At 48.5% G+C, this 16,614-nt stretch carries 17 protein-coding genes; 11 read left to right on the forward strand and 6 right to left on the reverse strand.

Annotated elements, in window-relative coordinates:
- Window position 1: 1 nt before the first annotated feature.
- A complete protein-coding gene (locus tag JSU04_16210; GenBank protein MBS1971856.1) occupies window positions 2-1,177 on the reverse strand; it encodes a thiolase family protein in 1,176 nt (391 codons plus the stop codon).
- Between the two features lie 104 nt (window positions 1,178-1,281).
- Between JSU04_16210 and JSU04_16215 the strand changes: the two genes are divergently transcribed.
- The 6 genes from JSU04_16215 (at window position 1,282) to JSU04_16240 (ending at window position 8,343) form a co-directional block, all read left to right on the forward strand.
- On the forward strand, window positions 1,282-2,322 hold the full coding sequence (locus JSU04_16215) for a hypothetical protein (protein ID MBS1971857.1): 1,041 nt from the start codon (window positions 1,282-1,284) through the stop codon (window positions 2,320-2,322).
- Between the two features lie 41 nt (window positions 2,323-2,363).
- Window positions 2,364-3,314, forward strand: a complete 951-nt coding sequence (locus tag JSU04_16220; protein MBS1971858.1) for a hypothetical protein — start codon at window positions 2,364-2,366, stop codon at window positions 3,312-3,314.
- Between the two features lie 140 nt (window positions 3,315-3,454).
- Window positions 3,455-4,696 (forward strand): TolC family protein, encoded by a 1,242-nt coding sequence (locus JSU04_16225; protein ID MBS1971859.1) that lies wholly within the window; start codon window positions 3,455-3,457, stop codon window positions 4,694-4,696.
- Complete coding sequence (locus JSU04_16230) at window positions 4,693-5,691, forward strand: efflux RND transporter periplasmic adaptor subunit (GenBank protein ID MBS1971860.1); 999 nt, start codon at window positions 4,693-4,695, stop codon at window positions 5,689-5,691. Before JSU04_16225 ends, JSU04_16230 begins: the two co-directional genes overlap by 4 nt.
- Window positions 5,692-5,700: 9 nt before the next feature.
- Window positions 5,701-7,650, forward strand: coding sequence for an ABC transporter permease (locus JSU04_16235; protein MBS1971861.1), 1,950 nt, complete (start codon window positions 5,701-5,703; stop codon window positions 7,648-7,650).
- Between the two features lie 183 nt (window positions 7,651-7,833).
- Entirely contained in the window at window positions 7,834-8,343 is a 510-nt protein-coding gene (locus JSU04_16240) for a hypothetical protein (GenBank protein MBS1971862.1), read from the forward strand.
- Window positions 8,344-8,426: 83 nt separating this feature from the next.
- Here the strand turns inward: JSU04_16240 and JSU04_16245 are convergent, their stop codons facing one another.
- The 3 genes from JSU04_16245 to JSU04_16255 form a co-directional block, all read right to left on the reverse strand.
- Window positions 8,427-8,702, reverse strand: coding sequence for a hypothetical protein (locus tag JSU04_16245; GenBank protein MBS1971863.1), 276 nt, complete (start codon window positions 8,700-8,702; stop codon window positions 8,427-8,429).
- A gap of 102 nt (window positions 8,703-8,804) precedes the next feature.
- A complete protein-coding gene (locus JSU04_16250) occupies window positions 8,805-9,305 on the reverse strand; it encodes a hypothetical protein (protein MBS1971864.1) in 501 nt (166 codons plus the stop codon).
- Window positions 9,306-9,426: 121 nt separating this feature from the next.
- Window positions 9,427-10,002: a transposase gene (locus tag JSU04_16255; protein ID MBS1971865.1), complete on the reverse strand. Its 576-nt coding sequence runs from the start codon at window positions 10,000-10,002 to the stop codon at window positions 9,427-9,429.
- Between the two features lie 466 nt (window positions 10,003-10,468).
- Here JSU04_16255 and map point away from each other — a divergent pair, with 466 nt between their 5' ends.
- Window positions 10,469-11,218, forward strand: a complete 750-nt coding sequence (map, locus tag JSU04_16260; protein MBS1971866.1) for a type I methionyl aminopeptidase — start codon at window positions 10,469-10,471, stop codon at window positions 11,216-11,218.
- Window positions 11,219-11,242: 24 nt separating this feature from the next.
- Here the strand turns inward: map and JSU04_16265 are convergent, their stop codons facing one another.
- Window positions 11,243-11,719 carry a GNAT family N-acetyltransferase gene (locus tag JSU04_16265; GenBank protein MBS1971867.1) on the reverse strand — a complete coding sequence of 159 codons (477 nt, stop codon included), beginning with the start codon at window positions 11,717-11,719 and terminating at the stop codon, window positions 11,243-11,245.
- Window positions 11,720-11,751: 32 nt separating this feature from the next.
- Entirely contained in the window at window positions 11,752-12,378 is a 627-nt protein-coding gene (locus JSU04_16270) for a hypothetical protein (GenBank protein MBS1971868.1), read from the reverse strand.
- An 82-nt stretch (window positions 12,379-12,460) separates the two neighbouring features.
- Here JSU04_16270 and miaB point away from each other — a divergent pair, with 82 nt between their 5' ends.
- From miaB to guaB, 4 genes are all read left to right on the forward strand, one after another.
- Entirely contained in the window at window positions 12,461-13,873 is a 1,413-nt protein-coding gene (miaB, locus tag JSU04_16275; protein MBS1971869.1) for a tRNA (N6-isopentenyl adenosine(37)-C2)-methylthiotransferase MiaB, read from the forward strand.
- Between the two features lie 17 nt (window positions 13,874-13,890).
- The gene (locus JSU04_16280; protein MBS1971870.1) at window positions 13,891-14,457 is read left to right on the forward strand and encodes a bifunctional nuclease family protein; all 567 of its coding nucleotides are present in this window, start codon (window positions 13,891-13,893) and stop codon (window positions 14,455-14,457) included.
- Between the two features lie 87 nt (window positions 14,458-14,544).
- Window positions 14,545-15,066, forward strand: coding sequence for a gamma carbonic anhydrase family protein (locus JSU04_16285; protein MBS1971871.1), 522 nt, complete (start codon window positions 14,545-14,547; stop codon window positions 15,064-15,066).
- Window positions 15,067-15,146: 80 nt separating this feature from the next.
- Window positions 15,147-16,613 (forward strand): IMP dehydrogenase, encoded by a 1,467-nt coding sequence (gene guaB / locus JSU04_16290; protein MBS1971872.1) that lies wholly within the window; start codon window positions 15,147-15,149, stop codon window positions 16,611-16,613.
- The last annotated feature ends 1 nt before the right edge of the window (window position 16,614 follow it).

The following is a 16,614-nucleotide window of genomic DNA, read 5'->3' on the forward strand; positions in this document are numbered from 1 at the left end:
TTTACACTTTCTCAACGATCACAGCGACTGCTTCACCGCCGCCGATGCACAAAGTAGCAAGACCGTAGCGTTTGTTTTTAGAGTGAAGAGCGTGAATCAACGTTGTCATGATACGAGCGCCGCTGGCGCCGATCGGGTGACCGATGGCAACTGCGCCACCGTAAACGTTGACCTTCTCAGCTGGGATTTCAAGTTCTTTCATTGCAACTTGCGTAACCACAGCGAATGCTTCGTTGATCTCCCAAAGATCGATGTCCGCGATTTTCAAGTTTGCATTTTGCAATGCTTTTTTGATCGCGCCGACAGGGGCTGTTGTGAAGTACTTAGGATCTTGAGCGAAAGTCGCTTGGGCAACGATTTTTGCCAAAGGTTTTGCGCCACGGGCTTTTGCTGTGCTTTCAGTCATCAAAACCATTGCGGCAGCACCGTCGTTGATTTTAGACGCGTTCGCCGCTGTGATCGTACCGTCTTTTTCAAAAGCCGGGCGAAGACCAGGGATTTTGTCGAAATTCGTGTTAAACGGTTCTTCGTCTTTATCAACAGTGACAGCACCTTTTTTAGATTCGATCGTTACTGGCGCGATTTCGTTTTTGAAAGCACCAGAGTTGATTGCCGCTTGGGCTTTTTTGTAAGAATCAATTGCAAAAGCATCTTGTTGCTCACGGGTGAAGTGATTTTCTTTTACGCAGATTTCAGCTGCAGAGCCCATATGGAAGTTGTTGTATGGATCCCAGAGACCATCTTTGATCATAGAATCAACAATCGTTGCTGGACCCATGCGGTAGCCTGCACGAGAATTTTCAAGCAAGTGCGGAGCCATCGACATGTTTTCTTGGCCGCCGGCAACCGCAATTTTTGTGTGACCGAGTTGCAAAGAGTCCGCTGCAAGCATCAGAGCTTTAAGGCCAGAGCCGCAAACTTTATTGATTGTCATGCAGGGAGTAGAATTTTTAAGACCTGCAAATAGAGCTGCTTGGCGAGCCGGAGCTTGACCAACACCTGCAGTCAGAACTTCACCCATGATGCACTCATCGATTTCGTCTGGAGAAACTTGAGCGCGGTTCAATGCTTCCTTGATGGCAGTTGCGCCCAATTTTGGGGCAGGTAGAGAGCTCAAAGCTCCTTGAAAAGAGGCCACCGGTGTACGCACGGCGCTAACAATCACAACGTTTTCCATAAATTCTCCTTTAATTGAAAGAAACTCTAGCTAGAACCCGACCAATCTTTTATATTTTCAGGAGAGAGTCAAATAGACGCTTTTAGATTAAACGGAGTGACACAATGAAGTGTAACGACACGCAATTCAGTAAACCTGCGAGATGGAATTTTTCTGCCCTAGGTTTTGCTTTATTTTCCCTGCTAGTTTTTGCTCGTGGCGAGCAAGCGCAAGCCGCCCTGGCTTTTGAAGTCGCTCCACAAGATGTTGATCGTATCATTGTTGTTGGTTTAGAGGCCCATGTTCAGTTAAACGCGCAACCGAACGCTCCGAAACTGCGTGTTTCCGGCATCGACGAAACCAGTGATCCAGGTAATTTTGCTCTCGAGAAAAAAGACCGCATCCTGTTTATCAAAATGCAGGAATACTCCGACAAAAAGGAATGGAAAGAAGCTCTGACTCGCGCGCCGAAGCGTAAGACGTTGGAGTTCACGGGGGCGTCAGTTCCAGTGGAAATTCAGCTCCGTGAAGGTCAAGTGACCAGCCAAAAGTGGACGAAAGAACTTAAAGTATCACTTGTAAAAGGACGTGTGACTGCCTCGGGTGGTTCGGCTTCTTTGACGATCCAAATTCAAAACGGGGATGCGACGGTTCAAGATCAGAGCTCGAAAGTGGCTGCGGATGTTTATAAAGGCAATCTGACTGTCCGCAACCTGCAAGGGGACCTTGAGGGCAGTGTTTACGCAGGCACGATGACGGTGGAAAAATCCAAAGGTGTTTTGACTCTGAATACGACTCAGTCCACAGCTAAAATCTTGCAAAGCTCCGGCACGTTGCAGTTTGAAAACGTGAAGGGAAGCATTGTCACTCAGCAGTTTGCCGGTCGTGTGGACGGGCAGACGGGAGAAGGGGCGGTGAGTCTCGGAATTCTTCCTGACACAGACGTCCATGTGAAGGCGACCTCTGGCCGCGTCTCTGTGCAGACGGTGGCGGGCAGTGGAGCGTTCCTAAATTTGCTCAGCACGGACGGGGAGATCACGGTCCCTGGCGAACTTAAGGTCAATCGTTCGGCGACGGAAAAGACCGTGCGCGGACGCCTCAAGGGTGGTGAACAAAAAGGCAGTATCGTAGTTCGCTCTCAAGAGGGAAATATTGTTGTTAAATAATCAGTTGACAGGGCCTTTGTAATCATTCAAGGCTCTTTTCTATGGCAAAGACAAAAAAGAAACCAGTTCCCGCAAAGAGTGCTCCTAAAAAAACAGTCGCGGCAAAAACCACCGCAAAACCAGCAGCTAAACATGCTGCGGCAAAAAAGCCCGTAGCGAAGCCTGCGGCTAAACCTGCCGCAAGTGATGCGAAGCACAAAAAGCCTGTTGCTGGCAAAGCGGCGAAAGCTCCGGAAAAACCGGCTGCTAAAAAAGCAGCGGCAGCTCCGCCAGCAAAAGCCAAGGCGGCCGCTCCGGCTCCTGTGAAGAAAGCCGCAGCAGCGACTCCTGCAAAGCCTGAAAAAAAGGCTGCAGAAAAAGAAACGAAAAAGGTCACTCCGGAACCAGCAGCAGCAAAAGCAGCGGCTCCGAAAAAGGGTGTGGCTCCGAAAAAAGCGGGGAAGCCTAAAAAAGAAGAAGCAGATGCGGACGATGATTTCGTCAGCGATGATGACTTTGCCGGCGCCGATGAAATCGGCGAATACGAAGAGGAACTCAAAGCCGTTGAAGAATTGGACGAAGAATCCGTTGACGACGAAGCTTGGGCTGCTGAGAGCAAAGATAAAGGCGACGAAGAAGTCATCCTCACGGATGCTGAAGGACGTCGTTATTGCCGTTCTCGTGATTGCGACCAAATCGGGATTGTTGATGGCTATTGCCGTTACCACTACTTGCTCTTCTGGAAGAAAATCCAAGTTCGTAAGAAAATTTTGGCCGATGGAAAACTCGAGAGATATGTTGAGGAGCTCACTGCGAGATATCCTGACAAGTTCCTTGAGATGATCCGTCGCGACCTTCGTACGGAGAAAGACTTCTTGGCAGCCATTCAAGAACTCGAAATTGACGAGAGTGCTGGTGAGAATGAGTTTGAAGAGGATACGAACGCCTACATCGAAGAAGTTCGTGGCATGGGCGAAGGTGGCTCTACCGGAGTTGACGAAGAAGAGTTCTAAAGGGCCCTTCGTTGGATTATGGAGGCAGCTCCATATTTACGAGTCAAAAGTTAATAGAATGGGACCCAAAAGGTCCCATTTTTCTTTTTTGCTTCCGCGCTTCCACACTTCCTCTTACAATTTCATGAGAGGATGTTTTTATGATCACGTATTTTGGCACCCCTCTCTTAGTCTTGAGTCTTTTTGCATCTTCAGTTTTTGGCGCTGACAAGAGCCTCTCTTGGTCTGAGCTCGTCACCAAAACCAAAGAAAACAATGAAGAGCTGCTCTCTTCGCAGAGAAGTTTGCAATCGTCTGAGTATTCTGTGAAGGGTTCTTACTATAATTACATGCCACAAGTGAGTGCTTCGGCTTCTGCAAGCCGAGGTAGCACTGCCGATGATTACGGTGTTGCACTGACAGCAACACAAAACGTATTCTCGGGATTTTCTGATGCCGGTAAAGTGGCTCAGAATAAGGCGAACTATGATCTTGCCAGAGCGTCGCTGCAGACGACCCAAGCAAAGGTCAGCTATGACCTTAAATCGGCCGTTGCCGACCTCGTCTATGCGCAAAACTATGTGAAACTCGCAAAAGGCATTATTGATCGCCGCGAACTGAATCTCAAAATGGTACAGCTTCGTTTCGACGGCGGACGGGAAAACAAAGGCTCATTGCTTCTTTCAAAAGCCTATTTGGAAGACGCGCGCTTGGATTATCTGCAAGCCACTCAGGATCTTTCCGTGGCGCAGTCTCGGATTGCGAAGATTCTCGGCGAAGAGGACATGAACAATTATATTCTTAATGGCAAGGTGCCGGTGACAGTGCCGCCTGAGACAAATCCTGATTTTCAAAAGCTTGTTTTGGACACGCCAGTGTATAAATCCGCGATGGCTCAAGAGGATATTTCAAAGGCCAGCGTGACTCAGTCAGAGGCCGGCTTTTATCCTTCTTTGAACTTGTCGGCGACGACGGGTAAGTCGGGGACAAGCTGGTATCCGGATCAAGATCGTTGGTCAGTGGGAGCGTCTATCAGTATGCCGATCTTTAACGGCGGCCGAGATTATTTTTCGACCCGGAGTTCGCTCGAGTCTTTAAAGGCCAGCACGCTGACAAGAAGTAGCACTCTCAAAGATCAGCTCGTGAAGTTGAAAGACACGTATGTGTCATATGTTCAGGCTGTGCAAAAGCTCAAAGTAGATGGAGCCTACGTTGAAGCTGCGGAAGCACGCGAAAAAATTTCGCGTCAGAAGTACAATAACGGTCTTTCTACTTTTGATGACTGGGATTTGATCGAGAGCGATCTGATTAAGCGCCAGAAGAGCTTGCTGCAGAGCGAGCGCGATCGCATAGTTTCTGAAGCCGCATGGGAGCAAGTTCAGGGTAAGGGAGTTTTGCAATGAGCACCGTGACTAATACTGCGAAAAAATCTAAAAAGAAACTCCTCTGGGGAATTTTGATTCTCGTGTTGGCTGGCGGCGGCTGGGGCTACTACGCTTACAACAAAAAGAAGAACGAAGCTGTGACTTACAAGTATTTACCGGTGAAGCGCGGCGACTTAGAAGTCACCATTCTTGCAACAGGAACCGTTCAACCGGAAAACCGTCTTGAAATTAAGGCTCCGGTTGCTGGCCGCATGGATAATATTTATGTCCGTGAAGGCGAGAAGGTTCGTAAGGGTCAGATCATTGCTTCGATGAGCTCAACAGAGCGTGCGGCGATGCTGGATGCCGCTCGTGCCAAAGGGGCTGAAGAATATAAAACTTGGTCTGAGCTTTATTTACCGACGCCGATCATGGCACCGATCTCGGGCACCATCATCCTTCGCAACGTCGAGCCCGGTCAGACATTCACAACAACGGATGCGATTTTCACGATGTCCGACCGCCTGACTGTGAAAGCGCAGGTCGATGAAACGGATATTTCAAAAGTGAAATTGAAACAAGAAGCACAAATCGTACTTGATGCTTATCCTGATAAGAAAATCAAAGCACAAGCTGATCAGATTGCGTTTGACTCAAAAACTGTGAATAGTGTGACAACTTATATCGTCGATGTGTTGCCGTCTGAAACTCCGGAATATATGCGCAGCGGGATGACGGCCAATGTAACCTTCTTTGTAGAGTCGAAGAAGAACATCCTGTTGGTTCCCAATGAAGCTCTTAAGGTCGAGCGTGGACAAACCGTGGTGATGGTGAAGAGTCCTGAGGGGCAGCCCCAAACCCGCGATGTGCAAATTGGCACCTCCGATGGAAAGCATAGCGAAGTCCTGGATGGTCTTGATGAAGGCGATGTCGCGATGGTTCCTGAGGTGAAACTCAGCCGCGAGAAAAAAGGCACTAATCCGTTTTCGCCGATGGGTGGAGCTCGTCCTCCGGGATCGCGCGGGGGTCGATAGGAAAATCGTATGATTGAAATCCGCAATGTCACTAAGTCATACCAAATGGGTGAGACCCGTGTAGACGCCTTAAAAGGCGTCAGTCTCACGATTGAAGATGGTGATTTTGTGGCGATCATGGGGCCTTCGGGTTCCGGTAAATCAACCCTCATGCATATTCTCGGTCTTTTAGACGTGCCGAGCGAAGGCAGTTATCAGCTGCATGGTCGTGAGGTTTCAAAACTCACAGAAGATGAACTGGCGATTCTTCGTCGTGATGAAATTGGTTTTATCTTTCAGCAGTTTAACTTATTGCCAAGAATGCCGGCGTGGCAAAACGTTTCGTTGCCATTATTGTATTCGGAAAAAAGTTTTAATTTTGAAAAAGCTCAGGTCTTACTTGAAAAAGTGGGCTTAGGAACTCGTAGCGATCACAAGCCGAACGAGCTTTCCGGCGGTCAACAACAGCGTGTCGCTATCGCCAGATCTCTCATTAATGCGCCCAAAATTATTTTTGCCGATGAACCGACCGGGAATCTTGATTCAAAAAGCGAAAAAGAGATCATGGAGATTTTGAAAGCACTGAACGCGCAGGGAATCACCGTGGTTGTCGTGACCCACGAAGAAGAAATCGGTGAGCAAGCAAAACGCCTCATTCGTATGCGCGATGGCGTTGTGCAATCGGATGAACGTAAAGAACCACTTCCGCAAAGCGGGCTGAAGCATGAGTCGAAACAAATTCTTTCAACGCGTCTTCGCTTAGGCGAAATTGTTGAGCATTTCCATCAAGGTTATAAAACCTTGGCCGCCAACAAAATCCGTTCAGGCTTATCCATGCTGGGGATTTTGATTGGTGTTGCAGCGGTTGTGACGATGCTGGCTCTCGGGCATGGAGCCCAGCAGGCGATTGAAAACCAACTTGCCTCAATGGGATCGAACTTGCTGATTCTCCGTGCAGGGAATGTGCGTGTCGCCGGTGTTGCGCAAGAATCGGGTGTTCGGATTCGCATCACCACTGACGACGTCGCCGCCCTTAAAAACGAAGTCTCGGGCATCAAAGATGTTGTGCCGACGGTGCAGGGGCGTGGCCAGGTTACTTACTTGAATAAAAACTGGAATACGACACTGATGGGTGTTTCAAACTCCTTTGAGCATGTGCGCTCATCGACTCCGGTGGTGGGACGTTTCTTTTCCGAGTCTGAAAATCAAAGACGTGCCCTTGTTGCCTTGATTGGGCAAACTGTCGCGCGGGAACTTTTTGGCGAAAAGTCCCCCGTGGGCGAGACGATTAAAATTAATAAAATCAATTTCAATATTATTGGTTTGCTTCCTGAAAAGGGGGCAGCAGGTCCGCAGGATCAGGATGATCGCATTGTGATTCCTGTACAGACGGCGATGTACCGTATGTTTGGCCGCGACTATGTAGACTCTGTGGATATTGAAGTGACCGGAGCAGATCAGTTGGATGAAGCTCAAGACTCGATTAAAGAAGTTCTGAATAAACGCCATCGCGTGCCGATCTCGGCTCAAGACGACGCTTTTCAAATTTTCAATATGGCGGATCTTCAGGCAGCATTGTCTGCAAGCAGTAAGACCATGGCGATGTTGCTATCTTCGATTGCGGCGATTTCACTCCTTGTCGGCGGTATCGGAATCATGAATATCATGCTTGTGTCAGTGACCGAACGGACCCGGGAAATCGGCCTGCGTAAAGCGATTGGCGGGCGCAAGATTGATATTCTGATGCAATTCCTGGCGGAATCAGTGGTTGTCAGCGCCATTGGCGGTGGCATCGGGATTTTGCTTGCATGGGGAGTCACTGTTGCGCTGACTCACACGATTGGCTGGACGATGAGCATTTCTCTTGATTCCATCCTTCTTTCATTCTTTTTCTCTGCATTCATTGGCATTGTCTTCGGTCTGTATCCAGCGAAGAAAGCCTCTGAGTTGCATCCTATCGAAGCTCTTCGCTACGAATAGTCTCGGTCTCACTCTGAGACGATCCACAAACAGTACATATTGGCACGACTGTTAGCGATAAACGGCACTGTCTCACTCTGGAGCGTGCCAGATGTTACCTATTCGTTACGACTGTGCCAAGGGCGGCGTGGTTCTTGTAATAACTCAAAGTATAGAGATTTTAAAATTAACAAAGAGGTTAATATGAAGAACAAAATATTCACACTTATGCTGATCGTATGCTCTTCGTTATTCTTAGTGAACTGTGCGAAAAACAATAGCAGTGGAACGAACAACAACGGAGTCACTGCCTACGGAACTTGTTCAACGGCAGGTTACGTATATACGTCTCAAGGTTGTTTGCCGCAGGGGTCGTGCCCGGTCAATTATGGCTATATTAATGGTCAATGTCTTCCGGCAACAACAACAACTGGAGTTTACGGCAGCTCTTGCCAAGCTGGTTATGTCATGACTCAATACGGTTGTGGTCAGCAAACGACGATGTGTGGTGCTAACTATATGTCTTACGGCTATGTAAATGGCCAGTGCTACCCAGTTACATACACAGGCACAACAGGTCAGACTTGCCAAGCAGGTTATGTAGGAACAGTGATGGGTTGTTTGCCACAGGGTTCTTGCCCATCTGGCTACGGTTACTACTACGGTACATACAACGGTCAAACGGGCGGTTGGTGTTACCAACGTACTTACTAAGAGTGAAGTACGAACGGTCACGGGATGTGACTGATTAAGAGGAAATTAAAAAGGCCCAGCTTTATCAGCTGGGCCTTTCGTTTTTATTGAACGCCTTGGGATTCTGGAGGTCGGGGAGGACGGCCGCCGAAATCTTGGGGAGGGGTGAGCCCTTTGGATTTCAAGCACGCGTCCAATTTGCTTTTCATAGTCTCGTCAGGCCGTTGTGGTTTTTGGCCTGCTTCGGGTTTGGGTAAACCGACCTGATCGGCACACTCCTTAAATATCTTGCGTCGTTCCTCTTGGGTTGTTTCTGCATGTGCTGACAAAGCCGAGGCTTGAATGAACACGAGCAGGATCAGAGACATTGTGAGTTTCATGGAATTCTCCTTCGTAAGGTTGCATTGGTTACGCTTCCTTATTTTAGGAAAACTCTATGGAGTTACGATGGACGGCGTCCCACTTCGGGACGCGCTCTAGTTTTATGGTGTTCCCGCCGTGAAACTTTCAAGCACGGAATCCACAGTCACTCCATCAGTGCGGTTCAAGAGCCACTTCGAATATCCGAATGGGACTTTCGAAACCCAGACAGTCCCGGAGCCCTGACTATTGGTGATGGGAACAGCACAAGCGGGGAAGGTGCCTGCGGGCGCATTCACAGTTTCAGATTTCCCGCCGCGGGCGGCGCAGTTGGCGATGACGCTGTCGATGGTGGCATCATCGAGGAGGTCCGAGGTTGCGACGGTGTCTGTTTGAGTTTGTTTTTGGCCGTTGAAGTCGGTGGTGGATGTTTGAACCCAAGAGTCGGTACTCTTGTCGTAGCTAGTAAGTTCGAAGATCACTTTGCCATTGAGGGACTGATTACCTTTAGATAGTTTGACACTGAAGACCGATCGATCTCCGAGAGCGGGTGTGGCTTCTGCAAAGACCGCTGCGAGCGTCACCGACAAAATAACAAGACAACTTTTGGCTAGAAAGTTCATACATCCCTCCATTTTGGATATGAAACAAAATTCTTTGGGAGATCGCAGATCGGGTCAATTCGCTTTCGGTGCCGAGAGTTGGAAGATTTAGTCGCACGAAGTGCGGAGGATGCCGATGAAGTTATCTGGGAGCTTGTCGAAGATTTAGGATCCACTCATTAAACTTCGCAAGATATTCTTCTCTCGCGCGCTCACCTTTGGCGGCTTGGATGCGATTCGCTTTGAAGTAGCCACGGAGCTGGAGTTCTTCGAGTTTCGTCTGAATTACGCGGGTGAAGGCGAGACCTTGCCAGAACTTACCGGCAGCATGCCCACGTCGGGCGTTGGTGATCTTTCTTGCGATGAGTGCTGTTACGGATCTTAGGAAGTTCTGAAAGCCCTCGCGGTATTTAAATTTAAGCTTGATGTGAAGGTGATTCCCGACGTTGATGACTTCTGCGATCTGTACGCCCCATTTTTTTGATTTGGATTTGAGGATTTCGCGGATGATTTGTTGGTTTTTGGGAGTGAGGAAGCTCCATGGGCCTTTTGCTTTAGAAGATTTTAGGGTGAGATGGATCCATTTCTTTTCTGAAAGTGGACGGTATTCTTTACGGCGACCTTTTGATTCTATTCCCCCATGAGTGGTTCTTCCGTACTTACGTTTTGTAGCACCAGAGTCATGATAATCAAAAAGTGGGGAAGTGGATTTCTTCATTCTTGGGCAATATAATAATTTGTTGATATGAGGTCAATGGATTTAGTGCTAAGTAAATGATTTATAAGAAGATTTAAGATTTCTGCCTCTCTCTCTTCTTTCTTCTCTCTACATAACTATTTGAATTCATAAACTCTTTAAGAGACCTGGTGAGAGTTTCAGTTTTTCCGTGATGTGCGATGAGAATTACGCGCTCGCCCAGTCGCTTACTTCGCGTGGGCCATCCGTCCGTGAGAACGGGGCTGTCCGACCATCGTGGTCGGCCAGGCGAGGTATGTGGGGGGCGATTTAGACATTTTTTGGAGGGGAGAGAATCAGGTTATTGAAAAGGTACCAGGTCGCTTTTCCGGATCAGATCTTATTGGTTTGATGTGAGGTTGGGTAGGAATTATACTGATGGCCTAGGTGGAGGAGTCCTGTTTTGTGTTGGTGGCTGGGGCATGGTATACCAATAGGAGAGGTGTCTATGTCGATTCAGACTGAGAAGGATTTTGAAGCTTTGAAAATTGTTGGCCGTGTTGTGGCGAACTGTCTTCAGTATATGGGTTCTAAGCTTGAGCCCGGCATCACGACGCGTGAACTTGATGAACTCGGTGCTGCCTTTCTTGAACTTCATGGCGCGCGTTCGGCTCCTCAATTGGTTTATAACTTTCCCGGTGCTACTTGCATCAGTGTGAATGAAGAAGCGGCTCACGGTATTCCTGGCGATCGCGTGATTCAAGCTGGTGATCTTGTGAATATCGATGTGTCTGCGGAGCTTGGTGGATACTTTGCTGATACTGGTGGTTCTTTTGTCGTCCCGCCTGAGACTCAGTTGCAGAAGAACCTATGTGCCGCTACTAAGCGTGCGCTTCAAAATGCGATGAATGTTGCTAAAGCGGGTGCGCGTATTAATCAGATCGGTCGCGCGATCGAGACTGAGGCTCAACGTAGCGGCTTTTCGATTATTGAGAATCTTGGTAGTCATGGTGTTGGTCGTGGTCTACATGAAGAGCCCGAATTTATTGCTGGCTATTATGATTCACGCGATAAACGTCTTCTTCAAGAGAATCAAGTCATCACGATTGAGCCGTTTCTTTCAACGGGTGCTTCCGAAGTCATCGATAAAGGTGATGGCTGGACTCTTGTTACAGATAAGAAATTTATGTCTGCTCAGTACGAACACACGATGGTGATCACCAAATCAAAACCGATTATTCTGACTTTGCCCGCTTAAATAGCTGGGATTGAGAAAGCGTATTTAAATGCGCTTTTCGAAAATCTTCTCAAAAATCCAAGAGTCGTAGGTTTTGCCTTCGAAGTGGGTTTCGCCGATGATCTTGTAGCCGCGGCGCTGGTAGCGCTCCACGAGATGCGTGGCAGGCTTTGCAGTGTCGAGCTGGATCGACTCGTAACCCTCAGCGGCGGCGATGTCTTCTGCGTAGTTCATCAAAAGATGACCCAGGCCTGTGCCCTTTAAATCTGGGCGTACTGCGAATTTTCCTAAGTAGAAAGATCTAAGGCCGCTGAACCAGTTTTCGTCGCGGCCGTTGATGGTGCCGATGAGATCGTCACCTTGAAGTAAAACGAATACACGGTAATTTAGAATTTGCTCGAGAGTGTCTGCTTCGTCTTGGTAAGTGGCGGTGTAGTTCAGTCCTAGATCCGCGAGCTCTTTGTAAGCGGCGTTGAGTAACAGGCGCAGCTTCGGAGCGTCGCTCGGGACTGCAGACCTCAAATGATATCTGTGAGCCCCGTGCCGAATCTCCATTAGTGCATGTCGCCTTTTTTCTTTTTGCCGCCGCCGAACATGCGAGGGCCTGAATCGTCCTCATCCTCTTCGTCGTCTTCCTCAGTTTCATCTTCTGGGAAGTCTTCTTCGTCTTGATCGTGCGAAAGAGTTTCGTCGACTTCAGAGCGATCGAGAGCGTCTTCGTTCTCTTGCTCTTCGAGCACGAGAGAATCGTCGTCTTCACCAAGAAGTGCATTTGCTTGAGCTTCGAGGTCGGTGTTTTCGGTGGTGAATTGCAGGTAAACTTTCACGCCGTTAAACGGGAATTCCTGCCACGTGCGCGGGAACTCAGACTCGCCGTCGGATTCAAAGTAGTCCATCATCATCGAAGCCGTGGCATCGATGCAGTTATGGATGCGGTCGACAGCGTCCTTTTTTTGAGGATCGTAATCCATCGATGCTTCAAAGTTGGCTTGGCTAATACGGCCTGGTTGCGCAAGGCCGACGCGGAGCATTACTTCAGCCGGGTAAATGCGGCCTTCAATCACAAGCTTGTTGGAACCTAGCAGATCAGAAAAATTTTCTTGGAAAACGGACTCGATTTGCTCGGTGTATTCCTTAGGAAATGCCGTCCATTTTTTTGAGGTTTTAAGACGTGGTTGCATTGCTTTTCTCCTGGCGATCCTCTATAACTCAAAAGCTTTTGTGACACAATGTGAAATTGGACCCGAGTAAAGGACCCTCCGAATGGAACATACTTCAACACAAGCAACAGGCGCTGACACAGGCGTTGTTGCGAATTCTATTTCTCAAGACCAAAACCAGGATATCGGCCAGGGGCGCGGAGTCTACATCTCCACTTATGGCTGCCAGATGAACGTGAACGACACTGAGCGTATGTACAGCTTGCTCGAGATGTCGAACTTCACGCCGGTTGAAAAGCCGGAAGATGCCTCGGTCATCATCATCAACGCTTGCAGTATCCGTGAAAAGCCAGTGCACAAGGTTTATTCTGAAGTCGGTACTTACCGCAAAATGAAAGAGAAAAACCCTGATCTTCGTATCGGCGTTGGCGGTTGCGTAGGTCAGCAAGAAAAAGAAAATCTTATCAAAAAACAGCCGATGATTGATTTCGTTTTCGGCACGGACACCATCGACAATTTGCCAAACCTCGTGGCGCAAGTTTACGAGCAGGAAAAGCCTCGCGTGGTGAACGCGAAAGTGGAGCACAGAGCTCCTTATCACGTTGAGACTCTGGTCCGAAATCCGGGCGTTTCGACCTTCGTGAATATCGCAAAAGGTTGCGATAACTTCTGCAGCTTCTGTATCGTTCCGTTTACTCGCGGCCGCGAGAAGAGTCGCCCATTGCAACACGTGCTTGCGGATATCCGCGGCCTGGTAAAGCGGGGAGTGAAAGAGGTAACGCTTTTGGGGCAAAACGTGAACTCGTATCACAGTGACTGTGGTGCGGATTTCGCAGACTTGCTTGAGAAAGTGGCTAAAGAAACAGATATCGAGCGCGTTCGTTATACGACATCGCATCCGAAGGATTTCAATCAGAAACTCGTCGATGTGATGTACGCGAATCAGCCGAAAGTTTGCGAATACATTCACCTGCCGTTTCAGAGCGGAAATAGCCGCATTCTTGAGCGCATGAACCGTGGTTACACGCGTGAGGAGTATCTTGAAAAAATCAAGATGATCAAGAAAGCCATTCCAAATGTCGTGCTATCTACTGATATTATCGTGGGCTTCCCAGGGGAAACTGAGGAGGACTTCCAGGATACGATCAGTATGGTTCAGGAAGTTGGTTTTGAAACTATTTTTGCCTTCAAATATTCGCCGCGTCCATTTACGAAGGCCGCGAAGTTTGAAGATCAGGTCCCAGAGGACGTTAAAACCGAGCGCTTGAACCGTTTATTTGATGCTCACGATAAAATGGCGTTTGACCTTGCCAAACGTTACGACGGACTCACATTACAGGTATTGGTCGAGAAAGCAGAGTCGACTGAAGGCAAAGTCTCAGGCCGTTCACCGGAAAACAAACTGGTGCACTTCTTGGGATCCGCGGATCTGATCGGTAAAACAGTGCCTGTGAAGATCACGAAAGCCTACCCAGCGGTTCTGCGTGGGGAACTCGTAGAGGTTCTTCCTAACTAAAGGAGACGGTGAAGTTGATGAAGCAAACGCAATTGCTCAATGCAGAAAAAGCGGACTCTCAGATTGTTTTTTCAAACTCTATGGAAGAGGAGAAAAACTTTAAGGAAAAAGATCTCGTGCGCCTGAAACCATTTGGTCTTTCAGTCAGTACGGATTTCGCTCGCCCTTTCTTGCTCCTCAAAGATGAGGAACATAAATACACTTTGCCGGTGGCGGTGAATCCGCTCGAGGCCGGTGTAGCGCTCAGCCAAGCCAACAAGGCAGTTGCGCCGACAACTCCGCACAGATTTACGGAGCTATTGTTAGAGACTTTGCATATCGAGATCGAAAGATGTGTGTTTGTTGAGTTGAAAGGGCACTTTCAATTCGTTCGCCTATTTTTGAAAAACCATCCAACTCAGGATTCAATTAAGATCCGCGCGGATGAAGTCATGTCGCTTTGTTTGCACTTGGATATTCCGATTTATGCTTCAAAAGAGTATATCGCAAAGAGCCGGGTGATGAATGCGGAGATGGACGGGGTGAGTGCCAATATCCAAGCTCATCCGAGCATTATTCAGAAAAATCATCCTTACATTATGTAAGAAACGAAAACCGGAAGTGGAAACGACCGGTTTTTTTTTATTATAAAATAAATGTATCATAATACTTTTCCGGTTTTCGAGGTTGCCATGAAAAATTCTATCTCTGTCCGAGGGTTTACGCCAGAAGTTGCAAGTGATGTGTTCGTCGCTGACAACGCACGAATCATTGGTGATGTGAAGATTGGGAGGGGCTCTTCGATTTGGTACAACGTGACAATTCGTGGGGATGTGATGCCAATTCGAATTGGCAATGAAGCCAACGTTCAAGACGGGTCGGTTCTGCATGGCACTTACGGAAAATACGGCTGTACCATTCACGATCGCGTTACGATCGGTCATCAAGTGACTCTTCATGGGTGCACCATCGGCCGGGAATCGCTGATTGGGATGGGAAGTATCGTGATGGATGGAGCTGTGGTGGGCGAGCAGTGCATCGTGGGGGCGGGCTCCCTGGTCACGGAAGGGGCGAACTTTCCACCGCGCAGTCTGATTATCGGGCGCCCTGCGAAAGTAAAGCGCGAACTCACGGCGGAAGAGATCAAGGCGCTCAGTCTTTCGGCAGACAATTACCTGCTTTATAAGACTTGGTACGAGAAAGAAAATCTTTAAAGAAAAGCGTTGCTGTCTTTTCATCGTCCGTGACAGAATAGGCCATCCCAAAATTCAATATCCAACAGCGGAGGCCTCTCATGGATCAAACTATTCCATACGCACTGACCTACGATGATATTCTGTTGATTCCTCAGTACTCTGAAATTATTCCGTCTGAAGTGACACCGCGAGCTCTGTTTGCGCGTGATGTTTACCTCAATACGCCGATCATTTCTGCAGCGATGGACACAGTGACTGAGAATCGTGTGGCTCGAATCATGGCTCAGATGGGTGGTCTCGGGATCATCCACAAGAACATGGATATCGAGAGACAAGCGCTTGAAGTGGAAAAAGTAAAAAAATACGAAAGCGGTATGATCCAAGATCCCATCACTCTCGGGCCGGATCAAATGGTGCAAGAAGCTCTCGACATTATGGCGAAGTACTCTATTAGCGGGGTGCCAATCACGGTGAACAAAGTTCTCGTCGGGATTCTTACCAATCGCGATTTGCGCTTTGAAACCAACGTCAATCAGCCGATTAAAAATCTGATGACCCACAAGGATAAGCTCGTAACGGCAGAAGTCGGCACGACGCTGGAGCAGGCGAAGAAGATCCTACAAAAACACCGTATCGAAAAACTTCCCGTTGTAGATAAAGATTTTAAGCTCAAAGGGCTCATTACTATTAAAGATATCGAAAAGGCCCAGGCGTATCCGCAAGCAACAAAAGATAGTCACGGACGTCTTTTGGCGGGCGCTGCAGTTGGAGTGAGTGCCGATTCTAAGGATCGTGTGGATGCCTTGGTGGCGGCGAAAGTTGACGTACTTTGTGTTGATACGGCCCATGGGCATTCTCGCAACGTGATCGAAATGGTGAAGTACATTTCTCAGAAATACAAAGACGTGATTATCGTTTCTGGTAACGTCGTCACCGAAGAGGGGACGCTGGCTTTGATTAATGCCGGAGCCGACGTGGTGAAAATCGGAGTCGGGCCGGGCAGTATTTGTACGACACGGGTTGTGGCGGGTGTGGGGATGCCGCAGATCACGGCTGTGGTCGAGTGCGCGAAAGCAGCGACGAAGAAAAGTAAAACGATTATCGCCGACGGCGGTATTAAATTCTCAGGTGATATCACAAAGGCCCTCGCACTCGGTGCGAACTCTGTGATGATCGGCAATCTTCTTGCCGGGGCTGAAGAGTCGCCGGGCGAGACGATCTTGTATCAAGGTCGTACTTACAAAGTTTACCGCGGCATGGGAAGTCTCGGAGCGATGGCGAAAGGGTCGAAGGACCGTTATGCCCAGTACGACATCACCGATGAAGACAAGCTCGTTCCAGAGGGAATTGAAGGAAAAGTGCCTTACAAGGGTTCTGCGACAGGCATCATTCATCAGTTGGTGGGGGGTGTGAAGTCGGGGATGGGTTACTTGGGCGCTCGCAACGTTGAAGAGTTGCAGAAAAAAGCCCGCTTTGTTCAGATCAGTGCGCAGGGGCTCCGCGAGTCTCATGTGCATGATGTGAGTATTACCAAAGAAGCACCTAATTACAGACTGGAAAATTAAA

It is taken from the genome of Bdellovibrionales bacterium (genome assembly GCA_018266295.1).
Classification (GTDB): domain Bacteria; phylum Bdellovibrionota; class Bdellovibrionia; order Bdellovibrionales; family Bdellovibrionaceae; genus JACMRP01.